The sequence below is a fragment of the Pseudomonas canadensis genome (genome assembly GCF_000503215.1).
Classification (GTDB): Bacteria; Pseudomonadota; Gammaproteobacteria; order Pseudomonadales; family Pseudomonadaceae; genus Aquipseudomonas; species Aquipseudomonas canadensis.
Genome location: NZ_AYTD01000005.1, coordinates 123804 through 140424, shown reverse-complemented (window position 1 = coordinate 140424; position 16621 = coordinate 123804). Strand labels below are relative to the sequence as shown.

Annotated in this window: 16 protein-coding genes; 11 read left to right on the top strand and 5 right to left on the bottom strand. The window is 60.0% G+C overall.

The window, feature by feature from the left end; translation table 11 throughout:
• Window positions 1-123 precede the first annotated feature (123 nt).
• The 6 genes from U367_RS0104105 to U367_RS0104080 all read left to right on the top strand — a co-directional run bounded on the left by U367_RS0104105 (window position 124) and on the right by U367_RS0104080 (window position 5451).
• A complete protein-coding gene (locus tag U367_RS0104105; protein WP_028615792.1) occupies window positions 124-1200 on the top strand; it encodes an ABC transporter substrate-binding protein in 1077 nt (358 codons plus the stop codon).
• Window positions 1201-1354: 154 nt separating this feature from the next.
• Window positions 1355-2161, top strand: a complete 807-nt coding sequence (locus U367_RS0104100) for an alkaline phosphatase family protein (RefSeq protein ID WP_028615791.1) — start codon at window positions 1355-1357, stop codon at window positions 2159-2161.
• Complete coding sequence (locus tag U367_RS0104095; protein ID WP_028615790.1) at window positions 2158-2994, top strand: ABC transporter permease; 837 nt, start codon at window positions 2158-2160, stop codon at window positions 2992-2994. The genes U367_RS0104100 and U367_RS0104095 overlap by 4 nt, the downstream gene beginning before the upstream one ends.
• Window positions 2981-3781 (top strand): ABC transporter permease, encoded by an 801-nt coding sequence (locus U367_RS0104090; RefSeq protein WP_028615789.1) that lies wholly within the window; start codon window positions 2981-2983, stop codon window positions 3779-3781. Before U367_RS0104095 ends, U367_RS0104090 begins: the two co-directional genes overlap by 14 nt.
• A complete protein-coding gene (locus U367_RS0104085) occupies window positions 3778-4767 on the top strand; it encodes an ABC transporter ATP-binding protein (protein WP_028615788.1) in 990 nt (329 codons plus the stop codon). Before U367_RS0104090 ends, U367_RS0104085 begins: the two co-directional genes overlap by 4 nt.
• A gap of 30 nt (window positions 4768-4797) precedes the next feature.
• On the top strand, window positions 4798-5451 hold the full coding sequence (locus U367_RS0104080) for an HAD family hydrolase (protein ID WP_028615787.1): 654 nt from the start codon (window positions 4798-4800) through the stop codon (window positions 5449-5451).
• Window positions 5452-5510: 59 nt separating this feature from the next.
• Here the strand turns inward: U367_RS0104080 and U367_RS0104075 are convergent, their stop codons facing one another.
• On the bottom strand, window positions 5511-6473 hold the full coding sequence (locus U367_RS0104075) for a zinc-binding dehydrogenase (protein WP_028615786.1): 963 nt from the start codon (window positions 6471-6473) through the stop codon (window positions 5511-5513).
• A gap of 138 nt (window positions 6474-6611) precedes the next feature.
• Here U367_RS0104075 and U367_RS0104070 point away from each other — a divergent pair, with 138 nt between their 5' ends.
• Together U367_RS0104070 and U367_RS0104065 are read left to right on the top strand one after the other, a co-directional pair.
• Window positions 6612-8693 carry a carboxy terminal-processing peptidase gene (locus tag U367_RS0104070; RefSeq protein WP_174890955.1) on the top strand — a complete coding sequence of 694 codons (2082 nt, stop codon included), beginning with the start codon at window positions 6612-6614 and terminating at the stop codon, window positions 8691-8693.
• Between the two features lie 118 nt (window positions 8694-8811).
• Complete coding sequence (locus U367_RS0104065; protein WP_028615784.1) at window positions 8812-10581, top strand: bifunctional diguanylate cyclase/phosphodiesterase; 1770 nt, start codon at window positions 8812-8814, stop codon at window positions 10579-10581.
• On the opposite strand, the gene U367_RS0104060 is transcribed toward U367_RS0104065, so the two are convergent.
• The 4 genes from U367_RS0104060 to U367_RS0104045 all read right to left on the bottom strand — a co-directional run bounded on the left by U367_RS0104060 (window position 10578) and on the right by U367_RS0104045 (window position 12884).
• Window positions 10578-10949: a hypothetical protein gene (locus U367_RS0104060; protein ID WP_005786715.1), complete on the bottom strand. Its 372-nt coding sequence runs from the start codon at window positions 10947-10949 to the stop codon at window positions 10578-10580. The two genes, U367_RS0104065 and U367_RS0104060, sit on opposite strands and share 4 nt — an antisense overlap.
• Entirely contained in the window at window positions 10946-11287 is a 342-nt protein-coding gene (locus tag U367_RS0104055; RefSeq protein WP_028615783.1) for a helix-turn-helix domain-containing protein, read from the bottom strand. The genes U367_RS0104060 and U367_RS0104055 overlap by 4 nt, the downstream gene beginning before the upstream one ends.
• A 93-nt stretch (window positions 11288-11380) precedes the next feature.
• Window positions 11381-11839: a YkvA family protein gene (locus U367_RS0104050; RefSeq protein ID WP_028615782.1), complete on the bottom strand. Its 459-nt coding sequence runs from the start codon at window positions 11837-11839 to the stop codon at window positions 11381-11383.
• A gap of 313 nt (window positions 11840-12152) precedes the next feature.
• Window positions 12153-12884: an FKBP-type peptidyl-prolyl cis-trans isomerase gene (locus tag U367_RS0104045; RefSeq protein WP_028615781.1), complete on the bottom strand. Its 732-nt coding sequence runs from the start codon at window positions 12882-12884 to the stop codon at window positions 12153-12155.
• Between the two features lie 247 nt (window positions 12885-13131).
• Between U367_RS0104045 and U367_RS0104040 the strand changes: the two genes are divergently transcribed.
• The 3 genes from U367_RS0104040 to kdpF all read left to right on the top strand — a co-directional run bounded on the left by U367_RS0104040 (window position 13132) and on the right by kdpF (window position 16619).
• Window positions 13132-14940 (top strand): di-heme-cytochrome C peroxidase, encoded by a 1809-nt coding sequence (locus U367_RS0104040; RefSeq protein ID WP_028615780.1) that lies wholly within the window; start codon window positions 13132-13134, stop codon window positions 14938-14940.
• Complete coding sequence (locus U367_RS0104035; protein ID WP_028615779.1) at window positions 14937-16103, top strand: catalase family protein; 1167 nt, start codon at window positions 14937-14939, stop codon at window positions 16101-16103. The genes U367_RS0104040 and U367_RS0104035 overlap by 4 nt, the downstream gene beginning before the upstream one ends.
• A gap of 417 nt (window positions 16104-16520) precedes the next feature.
• On the top strand, window positions 16521-16619 hold the full coding sequence (gene kdpF / locus U367_RS0104025; protein ID WP_028615778.1) for a K(+)-transporting ATPase subunit F: 99 nt from the start codon (window positions 16521-16523) through the stop codon (window positions 16617-16619).
• The last annotated feature ends 2 nt before the right edge of the window (window positions 16620-16621 follow it).

The window sequence follows — 16621 nt, the reverse complement described above, 5'->3', positions numbered from 1 at the left end:
GAAAACGACATCGACATGAAACTGTCATCCATCGCGTCTAGATTGGCTCAGGTATTGCTCTGACCTAGACCAACAACACAGCAGAAAAAACCGCCGCGTTGAAAACGCCCAAAGGAGCTTCGGATGAAACAGCTTTTCCTGGCATCACTGTTAGGCTCGACCATTGCCATGTGCACCGCCGCCATGGCCGCTGATACCGATCTAAAAACCCTGGAAGCTGCCGCAAAGGCAGAAGGCGCTGTAAACAGCGTCGGCATGCCCGATGACTGGGCCAACTGGAAAGGCACCTGGGAAGACCTGGCCAAGACCTACGGCCTCAAGCACATCGACACCGACATGAGCTCGGCCCAGGAAATCGCCAAGTTCAAGGCTGAGAAAGACAACGCCAGCGCCGACATCGGCGACGTGGGCGCAGCGTTCGGTCCGATCGCGGTGAAGCAGGAAGTCACCCAACCATACAAACCGTCCACCTGGGCCCAGGTTCCGGATTGGGCTAAAGACAAAGATGGTCATTGGGCCTTGGCCTACACCGGCACCATCGCGTTTATCGTCAACAAGAAGCTGCTGCACGGTTCTGAAGTGCCAACCAGTTGGGCGGACCTGCAGAACGGCAAGTACAAGGTCTCCATCGGTGACGTGAGCACCGCGGCACAAGCAGCCAACGGTGTACTGGCAGCGGCCATTGCCAATAAAGGCGACGAAAAGAACATCGCTCCCGGCCTGCTGTTCTTCACCAAGATCGCCCAGCAAGGCCGTCTTTCGCTGTCCAACCCGACCATCGCCACCATGGAAAAAGGCGAAGTCGAAGTGGGCGTGGTCTGGGACTTCAACGGCCTGAGCTACAAGGCCAAGATGGCCAACCCAGATGACTACGTGGTGTTGATCCCATCGGACGGCTCGGTGAAATCCGGCTACACCACCATCATCAACAAATACGCCAAGCACCCTAACGCCGCCAAGCTGACCCGCGAATACATCTTCAGCGACGCCGGCCAGCTCAACCTGGCGAAAGGCAATGCGCGCCCGATTCGCGCTGAAACCGACCTGAAACTGCCGGCCGACATCGCCAAGAACCTGATCCCGGGCGAGCAGTACACCAAGGCCAACCCGCAGCCGATCAAGGATGCGGATGCCTGGGAAGCCACGTCCAAGAAGCTGCCTCAGTTGTGGAACGAGCAGGTCATCGTAGAGATGAAGTAATCGAAGCAAACCTCTGTAGGAGCCGGCTTGCCGACGATCGCGGTCGAACATTCAACCTGTATGTTGACTGATGCACCATCATCGCCGGCAAGCCGGCTCCTACCGATCTGATACCACCTGATCCAAGCCCATCTGTTGCGGAGCGCCAGCCCCCATGAAGCACACTGTCATCCTTGTCGTGCTCGACGGCCTGAACTTCGAGGTTGCCCGACACGCCATGGGGCACTTGCAGGCCTACGTCGGCGCAGGACGCGCAGCCCTCTACAAACTGGAATGTGAACTGCCCGCCCTTTCCCGCCCGCTGTATGAATGCATCCTCACCGGCGTGCCTCCAATCCAGAGCGGCATCGTGCACAACAACGTCTCGCGCCTGTCCAACCAACGCAGCATTTTCCATTACGCCACCGACGCCGGGCTGACCACGGCAGCGGCGGCTTACCATTGGGTCAGCGAGTTGTACAACCGTACGCCCTTCCTCGCCGCCCGCGACCGTCATACCGACGACAAGTCACTGGCGATCCAGCACGGGCATTTCTACTGGAATGACCATTACCCGGACTCCCACCTGTTTGCCGACGCCGAGAGCCTGCGCCTCAAACACGCGCCGAACATCCTGGTGGTGCACCCGATGAACATCGACGACGCCGGCCACAAGCACGGCCTCGACACCCCGCAATACCGCAACAGCGCACGCTCGGCCGACATTATCCTGGCCGACTACCTGCAAGTCTGGCTCGATGCCGGTTACCAAGTGCTGGTGACCGCCGACCACGGCATGAACAACGACCGCTCCCACAACGGCCTGTTGCCGGAAGAGCGCGAAGTGCCGCTGTTCGTTCTCGGCAATGCCTTCAGCCTCGACCCCAACGCTACACCGAAACAGACCGACCTCTGCGGCACCATCTGCGAGTTGCTGGGCGTGCCCCACGACAAACCTGTCTGCCGGGAGCTGTTGAAATGATCCGTGGCAAATGGTTGGCGCTGCTGTGCCTGGTGCCCTTCGCGCTGTTCTTTATCGTGTTTGAAATTGCCCCGCTGGTGTGGGTGCTGATCAACAGCCTGCAAACGGAAGAGGCCGGTTGGGGCGTGGAAAACTTCGTGCGCATCTTCGGCTCGAAATTCTACCTGCAAGCCATCCAGTTCAGTTTGGAGATCAGCTTCTACTCCAGCATCTTCGGCATCATCATCGCCACGCTGGGCAGCTACTCGTTGCGCCGGGTGGATTCGCCGCTGCGCAATTTCGTCACCGCCTTCGCCAACATGACCAGCAACTTTGCCGGTGTGCCCTTGGCCTTCGCGTTCATCATTTTGCTGGGCTTCAACGGCAGCATCACGATCATGCTCAAGCAGGCGGGGATCATTCAGGACTTCAATCTGTATTCGAAGACCGGCTTGATCATCCTCTATACCTACTTCCAGATTCCCCTGGGCGTGTTGCTGCTGTACCCGGCCTTCGATGCGTTGCGCGAAGACTGGCGTGAGTCGGCTGCACTGCTCGGCGCGAATGGCTGGCAGTTCTGGCGGCATATCGGCCTGCCCGTGCTCACCCCGGCCCTGCTCGGTACGTTCGTGATTCTGTTGGCCAACGCCTTGGGCGCCTATGCCACGGTGTACGCCTTGACCACCGGTAACTTCAACGTGCTGCCGATCCGTATCGCCGGGCTGGTCTCCGGTGATGTGTCCCTCGACCCGAACATGGCCAGCTCCCTGGCCGTGGTGCTGGTGGCGCTGATGACCGTGGTCACCGTGGTCCATCAACTGCTGCTCAAGAGGAGCTACCATGTCTCGCGCTGAAGCCGGCCCGGCCTCCCTCTACCATCGGGTGGTGGTGTGGCTGCTGTTTGCAATCCTGGTACTGCCGTTGATAGGCACCTTCGTCTACTCCATTGCCAGCAGTTGGTCGGCGACCATCCTGCCCGCCGGCTTCACAGTGAAATGGTACGTGCAACTGTGGAGCGACCCGCGCTTCCTGATGGCCTTCGGGCAATCGTTGCTGGTGTGTGTCGGCGCGCTGATCCTGTCGGTGGTGCTGATTTTGCCGCTGCTGTTTGTGGTGCATTACCACTTCCCCAAGCTCGATGCGCTGATGAACATCCTGATCCTGCTGCCCTTCGCGGTACCACCGGTGGTGTCGTCAGTGGGCCTGCTGCAACTGTATGGCTCCGGGCCGATGGCGATGGTCGGCACGCCGTGGATTCTGATCGGTTGCTACTTCACCGTGGCGCTGCCGTTCATGTACCGGGCGATCACCAACAACCTGCAGGCGATCAACCTGCGCGACCTGATGGACGCGTCACAACTGCTCGGCGCCAGCACCTGGCAAGCGGCGATCCTGGTGGTGCTGCCGAACCTGCGCAAAGGCTTGATGGTGGCGTTGCTGCTGTCGTTCTCGTTCCTGTTCGGTGAGTTCGTGTTCGCCAATATCCTGGTGGGCACCCGCTACGAAACATTACAGGTGTATCTGAACAACATGCGCAACAGCAGCGGCCACTTCACCAGTGCCGTCGTGATTTCCTATTTCTTCTTTGTGCTGGTGCTGACCTGGGCCGCCAATATCTTGAACAAGGACAAAAGCCAATGAGCTTCGTCAGCGTCCAACACCTGCAAAAAGGCTACGCCGGCACTCCGGTGTTCAGTGACATCAACTGCGAGATCGCCAAGGGTGAGTTCGTCACCCTGCTCGGTCCGTCCGGTTGCGGCAAATCCACGCTGCTGCGCTGCATCGCCGGCCTGACCTCGGTGGACAGTGGGAAAATCCTGATGGATGGGCAGGACATCGTCCCGTTGAGCCCGCAGAAACGTCACATCGGCATGGTGTTCCAGAGCTATGCACTGTTCCCCAACATGACCGTGGAGCAGAACGTCGCCTTCGGCCTGCGCATGCAGAAGGTCAATGCCGACGACAGCCACAAGCGCGTGCAGGAAGTGCTGCAATTGGTGGAACTCAAGGACCTGGCCGGTCGTTACCCGCACCAGATGTCCGGCGGCCAGTGCCAGCGCGTGGCCCTCGCCCGCTCCCTGGTCACCCGCCCGCGCCTGTTGTTGCTGGATGAGCCGCTGTCGGCCTTGGACGCACGCATTCGCAAGCACCTGCGCGAACAGATCCGTCAGATCCAGCGCGAATTGGGGCTGACCACCATCTTCGTGACCCATGACCAGGAAGAAGCCCTGACCATGTCCGACCGGATCTTCCTGATGAACCAGGGCAAGATCGTGCAGAGCGGCGATGCCGAAACCCTCTATACCGCGCCTGTCGATGTGTTCGCCGCCGGTTTCATCGGCAACTACAACCTGCTGGACGCCGACAAGGCCACCCAGTTGCTGCAACGCCCGATCAGCAGCCGCATCGCCATTCGCCCGGAGGCCATCGAGCTGAGCCGCGACGGCGAACTGGACGCCCTGGTGCGCAGCCACAGCCTGCTGGGCAACGTGATTCGCTATCGCATCGAGGCGCGCGGCGTGGAGCTGGTGGTGGATGTGCTCAACCGCTCGGCCGACGACCTGCACCCGGACGGACAACGCCTGGCACTTTCCATCGACCCAAGCGCCCTGTGTGAAGTAGCCTGATGCAACGTTTCATTTGAGAGAGCATGACGGATGGCATTGGTAATTTTTGATCTGGACGACACCCTCATCCACGGCGACTGCGCCACCCTGTGGAGCGAGCAGATGGGCCGCCTGGGCTGGGTCGACCCTAAATCGTTCATGCGCAAGAACCACGAACTGATGGATGCCTACAGCCAGGGCAAGCTGAAGATGGAAGACTTCATGGACTTCAGCCTGGAGCCGATGATCGGCCGCACGCCGGAGGAGATCGAACATCTGGTGGAGCCGTGGGTCGAGGACGTGATCGAACCGCTGATCTACAGCGACGCCACCAAGACCATCGCCCGCCATCGCGCGAATGGCGATCGGATTCTGGTGATCTCGGCGTCGGGCACGCACCTGGTCACGCCGATTGCGGCGCGGATCGGGATTGATGAAGTACTGGGGATTGAATTGGATGTCAGCCACGGCGTGTACAGCGGGCGCACCGTGGGTGTGCTGACCTATCGCGAGGGCAAGATCACCCGGTTGCTGGAATGGTTGGAAAAGGAAGGTGAAACGCTGGAAGGCGCGTATTTCTATTCGGATTCGCGCAATGATTTGCCGTTGCTGTTGAAGGTGGATCATCCACAGGTGGTGAACCCGGACCCGGTATTGCGCGAGCACGCCGAAAAAGCTGGCTGGCCAATCCACGATTGGACCTGACACACCACTCCCTGTAGGAGCCGGCAAGCCGGCTCCTACCGTTTTGATCGCGTTGCAATTCAGGCCAAAGATTCGTCGATCACCAACACCAACTTCCCGGAAATCTGGTTGGTCGCCAGCTCGGCAAACGCCGCCTCGGCATCCTTGATCGGGAAGGTCTTGGCCAGTTGCGGGCTCAGCCGCCCTTCAACAAACAACGGCCATACATGCTGGCTCAAGTCACTGAACAGGTCGGCCTTGAACTGATCACTGCGGCTTCTCAGGGTCGAGCCCAACAACTGGATACGCTTGCCCAGTACCTGCGCCAAGTCCAACTGAGCCTCACGGCCGCCCATCAAGCCGACCAATACCCAGCGCCCATCCAGGGCCAGCAGCTTCAGGTCCAGCGCGGCATAGTTGCCACCGACCGGGTCGAGGATCACATCAAACGGCCCAAAATCCCGCAACCCTTCGAGGCCATCGGTGCGCACCACGCCGCCCTGGGCGCCGAGTTCTTCGCAATAGGCCAGGCGCTCCGCCGAGCCGACGCTGACCCAGCACGGGCTGCCGAACGCCTTGCACAGCTGGATCGCCGCCGAGCCCACACCACTGGCGCCGGCATGCAGCAACACCTTTTCGCCAGGCCTGAGACCGGCCAGTTGGAACAGGTTGAGCCACGCAGTGCTGTATACCTCAGGCAATGCCGCCGCTTCGATCAGCGACAAACCTTCTGGCACAGGCAATACATGACGCGCATCCACCACCACTTCTTCAGCCATGCCACCGCCGGCCAACAGCGCGCAGACACGGTCGCCAACCTGCCAGGATGAGCCCGACCCCACTTCGCTGATCACCCCGGAACACTCCAGGCCCAACACCTGGCTCGCGCCCGGCGGCGGCGGATAAAGCCCGGCGCGCTGTAATAAATCGGCGCGATTCAGGCCCGCTGCCGCCACGCGAATGCGAACTTGCCCTACATCGCAGGTAGGACTGGGTTCTTCCAACCACTCCACATGACCGTCAACGCCTTGCAATGCTTTCACAGTGCCTCCATAGTGAGTCTGGACTGAGCCCGTAGCTGTATCGCCGGGCTTTTTGCATTATGCGACCGGACCATATGGAACCGGCTCCCTCAAAGACGGCCTAATATGCGTTATCAATTGCCCCCGCGTCGAATCAGCATGAAGCATTTGTTCCCCAGCACCGCCCTCGCTCTTTTCATTGGTCTCGGCTTCGCGTCGACATCGACCAATACGTTCGCAGCCAACAGCTGGGACAACCTTCAGCCGGATCGCGATGAGGTGATTGCCAGCCTTAACGTCGTCGAACTGCTCAAGCGCCATCACTACAGCAAGCCGCCGCTGGACGACGCGCGCTCGGTGATCATCTATGACAGCTACCTCAAGCTGCTGGATCCGTCGCGCAGCTACTTCCTGGCCAGTGATATCGCCGAGTTCGACAAGTGGAAGACGCAGTTCGACGACTTTCTCAAGAGCGGCGACCTGCAACCCGGCTTCACCATCTACAAGCGTTACCTGGACCGCGTCAAAGCGCGTCTGGACTTCGCCCTGGGTGAGCTGGGCAAAGGCGTCGACAAGCTCGACTTCACCCAGAAGGAAAGCCTGCTGGTCGACCGTAAGGACGCGCCTTGGCTGACCAGCACCGCCGCCCTCGATGACCTGTGGCGCAAACGCGTCAAGGACGAGGTGCTGCGCCTGAAGATCGCCGGCAAAGAGCCTAAGGCCATTCAGGAGCTGTTGACCAAACGCTACAAGAATCAGCTGGCACGTCTGGACCAGACCCGTGCCGAAGATATCTTCCAGGCCTACATCAACACCTTCGCGATGTCCTACGATCCGCACACCAATTATCTGTCGCCAGATAACGCGGAAAACTTTGATATCAACATGAGTCTGTCGCTGGAGGGCATCGGTGCCGTCCTGCAAAGCGACAATGACCAGGTCAAGATCGTGCGCCTGGTGCCGGCAGGTCCGGCAGACAAGACCAAGCAAGTGGCTCCGGCCGACAAGATCATCGGTGTTGCCCAGGCCGACAAAGAAATGGTCGACGTGGTCGGCTGGCGCCTGGACGAAGTGGTCAAGCTGATCCGTGGGCCGAAAGGCAGCGTGGTGCGCCTGGAAGTGATTCCGCACACCAATGCACCGAACGACCAGACCAGCAAGATCGTGTCCATCACCCGTGAAGCGGTGAAGCTCGAAGACCAGGCCGTGCAGAAGAAAGTCCTCAACCTCAAGCAGGATGGCAAGGACTACAAGCTGGGCGTGATTGAAATCCCGGCCTTCTACCTGGACTTCAAGGCGTTCCGCGCGGGCGATCCGGACTACAAGTCCACCACCCGCGACGTTAAGAAAATCCTGACAGAACTGCAGAAGGAAAAAGTCGACGGCGTGGTCATCGACCTGCGCAACAACGGCGGCGGTTCCCTGCAGGAAGCCACGGAGCTGACCAGCCTGTTCATCGACAAGGGCCCGACCGTGTTGGTGCGCAACGCTGACGGCCGTGTGGATGTGCTGGAAGACGAGAACCCGGGCGCCTTCTACAAAGGCCCGATGGCGCTGCTGGTCAACCGCCTCTCGGCCTCGGCTTCGGAGATTTTCGCCGGCGCCATGCAGGACTACCACCGCGCCCTGATCATCGGCGGACAGACCTTCGGCAAAGGCACCGTGCAGACCATCCAGCCGCTGAACCATGGCGAACTGAAACTGACGCTGGCCAAGTTCTACCGGGTTTCCGGGCAGAGCACCCAGCACCAGGGCGTACTGCCGGACATCGATTTCCCGTCGATCATCGACACCAAGGAAATCGGCGAAAGCGCCCTGCCGGAAGCCATGCCGTGGGACACCATCCGCCCGGCGATCAAGCCCGCTTCGGATCCGTTCAAGCCATTCCTGGCGCAGTTGAAGGCTGACCACGACACCCGCTCCGCCAAGGATGCCGAGTTCGTGTTCATCCGCGACAAGCTGGCCCTGGCCAAGAAGCTGATGGAAGAAAAAACCGTCAGCCTCAACGAAGTGGACCGCCGCGCGCAGCACACCGACATTGAGAACAAGCAACTTGCACTGGAAAACATCCGCCGCAAGGCCAAGGGTGAAGATCCACTCAAGGAGCTGAAGAAAGAAGACGAAGATGCGTTGCCGACCGAAGCGGATAAAACCAAGCCGGAAGACGACGCCTACCTGGCCGAGACGGGCCGGATCCTGCTGGACTACTTGAAGATCACTAAGCAGGTGGCCAAGCAGTAAATGATGGCGATTTAATGTGATCGCTCAGCAGAGTGTCATCATATAGACATCATTCTGTCGTGAAATGAAGGACCGCAGGTTTCCAGCCTGCGGTCCTTTTTTTTCGATCGAGATCGCCATGACCATGACCGAACAGCTGAATGCATTGGGCGTTATCCTGGCTCAAGGCAGTTTGCACAGCCTGTTCCAACCGATCATCAGCCTGTCTGAACGGCGCATTCTCGGCTATGAAGCCCTCAGTCGTGGTCCTTCCAACAGCCCGTTGCACTCCCCCATCGCCCTCTTCTCGGTGGCCAGCCAGGCCGGGCGACTCAGTGAGCTGGAGATCGCCTGCCGCGAAAGCGCGTGCCGACGTTTCAGTGAACAGAAGCTGCCGGGCAAGCTGTTCCTCAACGTCTCGCCACAATCCCTGATGGAAACCGCGCATCAACCGGGACGTACCCTGCAATTGCTGCGTGACTTCGGCATCCCACCCAGCCAAGTGGTGATCGAACTCACCGAGCAAACCCCCACCAACGATATCGACCTGCTGCAAACCGCCCTGCACCACTACCGCAACATGGGGTTCTCAATTGCCCTGGATGACTTGGGCGCCGGTTATTCCAGCCTGCGCCTATGGTCGGAGTTGCGCCCGGATTACGTGAAGATCGACCGACATTTCATCGACGGCATTCATCAGGACGCGCTCAAACGGGAATTTGTCGGCTCCATCCTGCAAATCGCCAAGGCGTCGCGTGCCCAAGTGATTGCCGAAGGAATCGAGTTGCCTGAAGAGTTGGCCGTACTGACGGAGATGGGCGTGGACCTGGTCCAAGGTTACCTGCTCTGCCGCCCGCAGGAGCAGCCGCCGCAGGAAGCGCGCCTGATGCTGCCCAAGCCCGACAGCGCCAACGTGGCGCTGAACGACGAAGGCAGCGACCTGAGCGCCTTACTCAGCGAACAGCCTGCGGTGGATCAGGACACCGCCACCGCCCAGGTGCTGGAAGCATTCCGGCGCCAGGCCAACCTCAATTCCCTGGCGGTGCTGGATGGGCGTGGGCACCCTATCGGTATCGTTCACCGGCATTCACTGTCGGATGCGCTGCTGAAACCTTTCGCCACCGACCTGTTTGCGCGCAAGCCCATCAGTCGCTTGATGAGCACCGACTTTCTGGCAGTGGAGCTGAGCCAGTCCCTGCAACAAGTCAGCCGTTTGCTCACCAGCCGCGCGCGGCAACGCATCGAAGAAGACTTCATCATCACGCTCAATGGCGATTATCTGGGCCTGGGCCGGGTGATCGATGTGCTCAAGCTGATCACCGAATTGAAGATCCAACAAGCGCGCTACGCCAACCCGCTGACCCTGCTACCGGGCAATGTGCCGATCCAGCAGTGCCTGACGCGCCTGTTGCAGCAACAGCGTGAATCGGTGATCTGCTACGTGGATATCGACAGTTTCAAGCCGTTCAACGATATCTACGGCTATGGGCGTGGGGATGAGGTGTTGTTGTGCCTGGCGCAGTGCTTGAACGACCGTGTCGACCCTAGCCGCGACTTTGTCGGGCATATTGGCGGTGATGATTTTTTGCTGGTGCTGGGCCCGCAGGATTGGCGCAAACGCCTTAATCAGCTGCTGGATGACTTCCACACCCAATGCCGGCGCTTCTACCGTGCCGAACACCTTGAAGCAGGCTGTTTCGTGGCGCTCAACCGCCAGGGCGTGCGCCAGGAGTTTGCGCTGCTGTCACTGTCCATCGGCGTGGTGCATTTGTATCCACAGGCCTGTGGACAACTCGATGCCAGCCAGTTGGCGGAGCTGGCCTCGCAGGCCAAGCACCATGCCAAGGACATGGCCGGCTATAGCATCCATGTGATCGACAGCATGGACGCGCTGCCCCAAGCGCTTTAGGCCTCTGCGGATTCCGGGTATTCGTATTCAAACACCCGCACCACTTCGGAGGCGTGCCAGGAGGCCGCGGCCACACCGTCGGACGGCCCGCTGAAGCGGCCCAAGCGCTCGACACATTCAAAGAAACCGGTACGCGGCAGGCGACTGGCGCCCTGGCTGATCACCAGCGAGCTGCGCAGCGGCTGCTCGGCCTTGGCGTCCAGCGCCGCCAGGTGTTCCAGGGCGGCGGCCAGGGTTTGCATGGCCGGTGTAGGGAATTGCAGGCGCTCCAGCAGCGCGCGGTAGGTCAGCAGATGGCGCTGGCGGCGCGCCTGGTCCAGTTCGTTGAGTAACCCATCCCAGTGTTGACGGCTGATACGTAGGCTCAAGATTCATCCCTCCAACCTGCAACGCCCAATTCCCAGGCCAGGCTGCGGCGGATCGCTGCATCCGGCTGGCGTTCACCACTTTCAATCAATCCAAGATACGAGGGGCTGATACCCACGGTGCGGGCCAGGGTCTCGATAGCCAGGCCTTTGGCTTCGCGCAAGCCGCGCAGGGCTGCGAGCGGGCGCAGGTCCTGATCAGGGGCAGCTTGGGCAGTCGATGAGAGAGGAGGTAGCGTTGGCTGTTGCTGACCGGCAGCTTTTAGCAGCGCCTGGTATTGGTCCCATGGCAACACCGCGTATTCGGGTTCGCCATTGCGTGAAATTATCTGAATATCCATGACCGCCCCGTAGGATAACAACACTTACTGAGTAAGCTCTTTCCTTAGGAGTGTAATCCTAACAGCCACAAAGGTCGCAGGGGGATAGTCACATCATCCGTTTTTTTGCGGGTTTTCCTTGGACAGCAGCACGGGCGTCGCAGGCAGGCGCTCAACCACGGCAAGCTTTTCCGGACGCTGGGCGTCGCGCCAGGCGCGAAAAGCGCTCAGTTCGCCGTCCAGGGTCTTCATGACCCATGCCAGCACGGCAATGTCGTCCAGCATGCCAAACATGGGGATAAAGTCCGGGATCGCATCAATCGGGCTAAGGAAGTACATCAAGCCTGCCACCACCGAGATCAGTGCCTTGGGACTGATCGCCCGGTACTCGCCGCGCCAGTAAGCCAGGCACAAGGCCTGGAGCAATTTGAGGTCATCCTTGAGCTTGCCCAGTCGATTACCCTGGCTGGAGCCCTTGGCAGCGACGGCGAACAGCAGCGTCGGCAAGCGGCCACGGCCCAGGAGACGTGCAGCCATGGGCAGGAATCGGGTGAAATTGAAGGGTGGTTTCATCGGTCACTCCAGTTCCAGGCGACATAAAAGGTTATCCACACAAATTGTGGATAACCTTGTGAACAGAGCCTATTTTCTGCGCTGAAAGCCACGTACTACAAGGCTTGCAGTCAGATCGGGCGTTTTTTGCGCACTGAAAAAAAACCCAAGATTTCATTGACTTGGCATTGATGTGCGGCTACCCGTACTCGAGTCTTATATCAGACTGTTGCAGGTTGCAGGCGTTCGATCGGATGTTCGCGGGCTCGGATTTCGCAACCCCCAGAAACAACAACGCCCCGTCGAGACGGGGCGTTGTGTGTTCAGGCGCTTATTACTTCTTGGCAGCCGGTGCAGCAGGAGCGTCAGCCTTGGCTGGGTCCTTGATGGCCAGCAGTTCCAGGTCGAACACCAGCACGGAGTTGGCTGGGATCGCTGGGCTTGGGCTTTGTGCGCCGTAGGCCAGGTCGGAAGGAATGTACAGCTCGACCTTCTCGCCGACGTGCATCAGTTGCAGGCCTTCGACCCAACCTGGGATCACGCCGCTGACCGGCAGGTCAATCGGGCTACCGCGATCCACGGAGCTGTCAAAGGTAGTACCGTTGGTGAGTTTGCCGGTGTAGTGCACAGTCACCACGTCAGTCGGCTTAGGCTGGGCGCCGTCGGCTTTCTTGACGATCTTGTACTGCAGACCGGAAGCGGTGGTGACGACGCCGTCTTTCTTGGCGTTGTCTTCGAGGAATTTCTTGCCGGCGGCTGCCGACTCTTCGCTCATTTTGGTCATGCGTTCTTCAGCACGCTTCTGCAGTGCGGCAAACGCTTCAACCAGCTCGTCGTCTTTGAGCTTCTGCTCTTTCTTGCCGACGGCATCTTCGATGCCTTGGGCGACTGCTTTGGAGTCCAGGTCATCCATGCCTTCTTGGGCAAGGCTCTTGCCCATGTTCAGGCCGATGCCGTAGGAAGCTTTCTGCGCCGGGGTTTTCAGCTCTACGCTGGTCTGCGAATCACAACCCGCAAGTACCAGGCTAACCAGGGCCACCGCCGCCGCCAACCGATGCTGTTTCATGCTATTTCCTTGTTCATGCGCCAAAAGGGCATTCGAATAAAGTCGCGAGCTTATCAGGCGGCCACGACCAATGGCTACCGGCATGTGAGCGGGAAACTTCTGATAAGTTCACGTGTTTAAAAGCATTTTCATTCATGATGGAGGCCCGCGACGGATCGCGGGGCAGCCCACTACCGGGCTCATGGCCACTTGCCGCACTTGTGCCGTAGTGGCATAACAGCGCTACAACTCGACAAGGATAGTTATCTTGCGCATTTTTTCCCGTGTTTTACTCCTGATATTCGCCATTTTGGTCCTAGTACTGGCCGTGGTGCTCTATTACACCGTCAACCCCAAGCTGCCGGACTACGTGCCCGTGGAGCAGGTGCACTACCAGGACCAATGGAGTGCCGCCGACCGCCAGACCTATTACTTCACGCCCCAGGGCACCCAGGTAAAAGGCCTGCACTACGACTGGTTCACCGCCCTGGAATTGCCGTTTTCCGAGCAGCGTTTTGCTACGCCGGCGTATCTGGCGCGCTTCGGTTTCCTGGTCGATCCCAAGCAAGTGCCCACCGCACAAAACCCCGGCAACCTGCCGGTGGGTTTCGCCCGGCATAAAAACGCCGACAGCAACGCCGAATACCTGGATATCACCTGCGCCGCCTGCCACACCGGCGAACTGCGTTACAAAAACCAGGCCCTGCGTATCGATGGCGGTTCCGCCCAGCACGTATTGCCGTCCAGCGTGCCAACCTTGCGCGGCGGCAGTTTTGGCCAGGCCCTGGTCGCCAGCCTCGCCGCCACCTATTACAACCCGTGGAAGTTCGAGCGTTTCGCCCGGCAGGTGCTGGGGGATCGCTACGACGCCGAGCACAAGCAATTGCGCCAGGACTTCAAGCAGTCGCTGAACAAGTTCCTCAAGGTGGCCTGGAACGATACCCACCGCGGCCTCTACCCCACAGAAGAAGGCCCCGGCCGCACGGACGCCTTTGGCCGTATCGCCAATGCCAGCTTTGGCGATGCCATTTCTGCGGACAACTATCGCGTCGCCAACGCACCGGTGGACTACCCGCAGCTGTGGGATATCTGGACGTTCGATTGGGTGCAGTGGAACGGTTCGGCCCAGCAACCCATGGCACGCAATATCGGTGAAGCCCTGGGTGTCGGTGCGACGCTTACTTTTTTCGACGCCGCCGGCCAGCCGCTTCAGGGCGATGCGCGTTACCCGTCCAGCGTAAGGGTGCGCGACCTCAACCTGATCGAAGAAACCCTGCAACGCCTCAAGCCACCGACCTGGCCCGAGGACCTGTTCGGCAGCATCGACAAGCCGCTCGCCGCCCAAGGCCGTGCACTGTTCGCCGAAAACTGCGCCGGCTGCCACGTGCCCAGCGTCATCCAGGAAGGCGGACGCCCGGTGCAACAGCTGAAAATGCTGCCAGTGGACTACATCGGCACCGACCCCGGCACCGCCAGCAACATCGCCGATCAGCGCTATGACCTCAGCGCGTTGCAATGGGACCTGGCGGAACTGGCCAAGCTCAACGTAGAGCTGCACCCGACGCCGACCGAGCCACTGGACCTGAAAAAGATGTCCGTGGCCAAGGGCCTCGCCTACGTCACCGCCTTCGTCGAAGAACATGCCTACCGCGCCGCTGGTGTGACCCTGGCCGAGCGCCCGCGCCTCGACGGTTACGGCCTGCCCATCGGTGTGCGCGAGTTGCGTGCTTACAAGGCGCGGCCATTGGCAGGCGTTTGGGCGACACCGCCGTTCCTGCATAACGGTTCGGTGCCGACGATCTACCAGTTGCTCTCGCCTCAGGACGAGCGCAGCACCACCTTCTATAAAGGCACGTTCAACTACGACCCGCGCCACCTCGGCTTCGAGACCGGTGCGTTCAAGAATGCCTTTGTGTTCGATACCAAAATCACCGGCAACCACAACAGCGGTCACGAATTCCGCGCTGGCCAGCGTGGCAACGGCGTAATCGGCCGTGGCCTGCTGCCGCAGGAACGCTGGGCGCTGCTGGAATACCTCAAAGTGCTGGGCGGCCCGCTGGAGCAACAACTGCCATGATGATTCGATCACCCTACGACCGACCTTCCCTGCTCGCCCGCCTGTGGCTGCGCATCGGCGCGTTCCTCGGCAAGACCCTGCTGTGGCTGGTGGGCCTCGGCCTGCTCGGTTGGCTGGGCGCCAGTGCCTGGTACGCCTGGCAGCACAGCGGCCCGGTGTCACCGAACGAGCAAATTCCGTCCGGTGAGGCGGCGATGACCCAAGGCATCATCCAGACGGCGGTGCGCATCGTTGACCAGCACCGTGAAGGCACGCGCTACCTGCGCGATGCCCATGCCAAGGCCCATGGGTGCGTGAAGGCCGAAGTCAGCGTGTTGGCCGACCTCGACCCAGCGCTGCGCCAGGGCGTATTCACCGAGCCAGGCAAGACCTGGCAGGCGATGATGCGACTGTCCAACGGCAACGCCTACCCGCAGTTCGACAGTATCCGTGATGCGCGGGGCATGGCGCTCAAGCTGCTGGATGTGCCGGGCAAGCAACTGCTGGCCGACCAACAGGCGCGCACGGAACAGGACTTCGTGATGTTCAGCCATCCGAACTTCTTTGTCAGCGATGTGGCGGAGTACGCGCAGAACATCGGCGCGCAAGCGGACGGCAAGAAAGTCCTGGCGTTCTTCCCCAAGGTCGACCCAAGGACCTGGCAGGTGCGACATCTGTTTATCGCCCTGGCGACCCTGGCGCCGGCACCGGCCAGCCCGACGCAAACCACGTACTTTTCAGTGTCGCCCTACAAGTTCGGTGCGGCCAACGCCAAGTTCCGTGTCGCGCCCGACCCGCAAAGTTGCCCGGAGTATGTGTTGCCCAAGCAAAACCAGGACCTGCCAAACTTCCTGCGCAGCGCCCTGAGCCAGCAGCTGTCCACCGACCGCACGCCTGCGTGTTTCGTGCTGCAGATCCAGCGGCAGAACCCACAAAAATTCATGCCGATCGAAGACACCAGCATCGAATGGAAAGAGAGTGATGCGCCCTATGAAACCGTGGCCAAGGTACGTATCCCGGCGCAGGATTTCGACACCCCCGAGCAGAACCTGGCGTGCGACAACCAGTCGTTCAACCCTTGGTTTGGTGTAGCGGAGCACCGTCCCATCGGCGGTATCAACCGCTTGCGCAAGGCTGTGTATGAGGCGGTCAGCGATTACCGCCACAGCCGCAACGCCCCGTAAAGAATGCGTAACAATGGATCCGACGGCGTAAGGATTGCGTCGGGTCTATTGAGCCGTTTTCACCTCGCCTCTACCTTGAGCACCTACCCCAACACCCGTAGGAAGTCATCGTGGAAAGTTCAACTTTAGGCATGATCGTCCTGACAATGATCGCGCTGTTCGGCACTGCCGCTTTCTGTTTCGAACACCTCGCCAGCCGCGACGAGAAGAAAAAGAAAGCCAAATAGGCGGGTCACCGAAATCCGCAGAACCCCAGACTTTCAAGGGATACCCCGGCACCGGGATATCCCTTGTTTTCGTTCGTCTGCCAAACACTCATCTATACACCGTCTTAATGTCGCGCCCCCCAATGAGTGCCCGAGCTTGATACCCGGGCCCTTAACCTCCCCCGGCTTATTCACCAAGGGGAGTTTCACCGTGTTCACACTGACCTTCATTTACATCGCCAGCGGCTTATGTGCCGTCGGTCTGTTCGCTTACTTGGGCTACGCCCTCATTCGTGCTGAAAAATTCTAGGG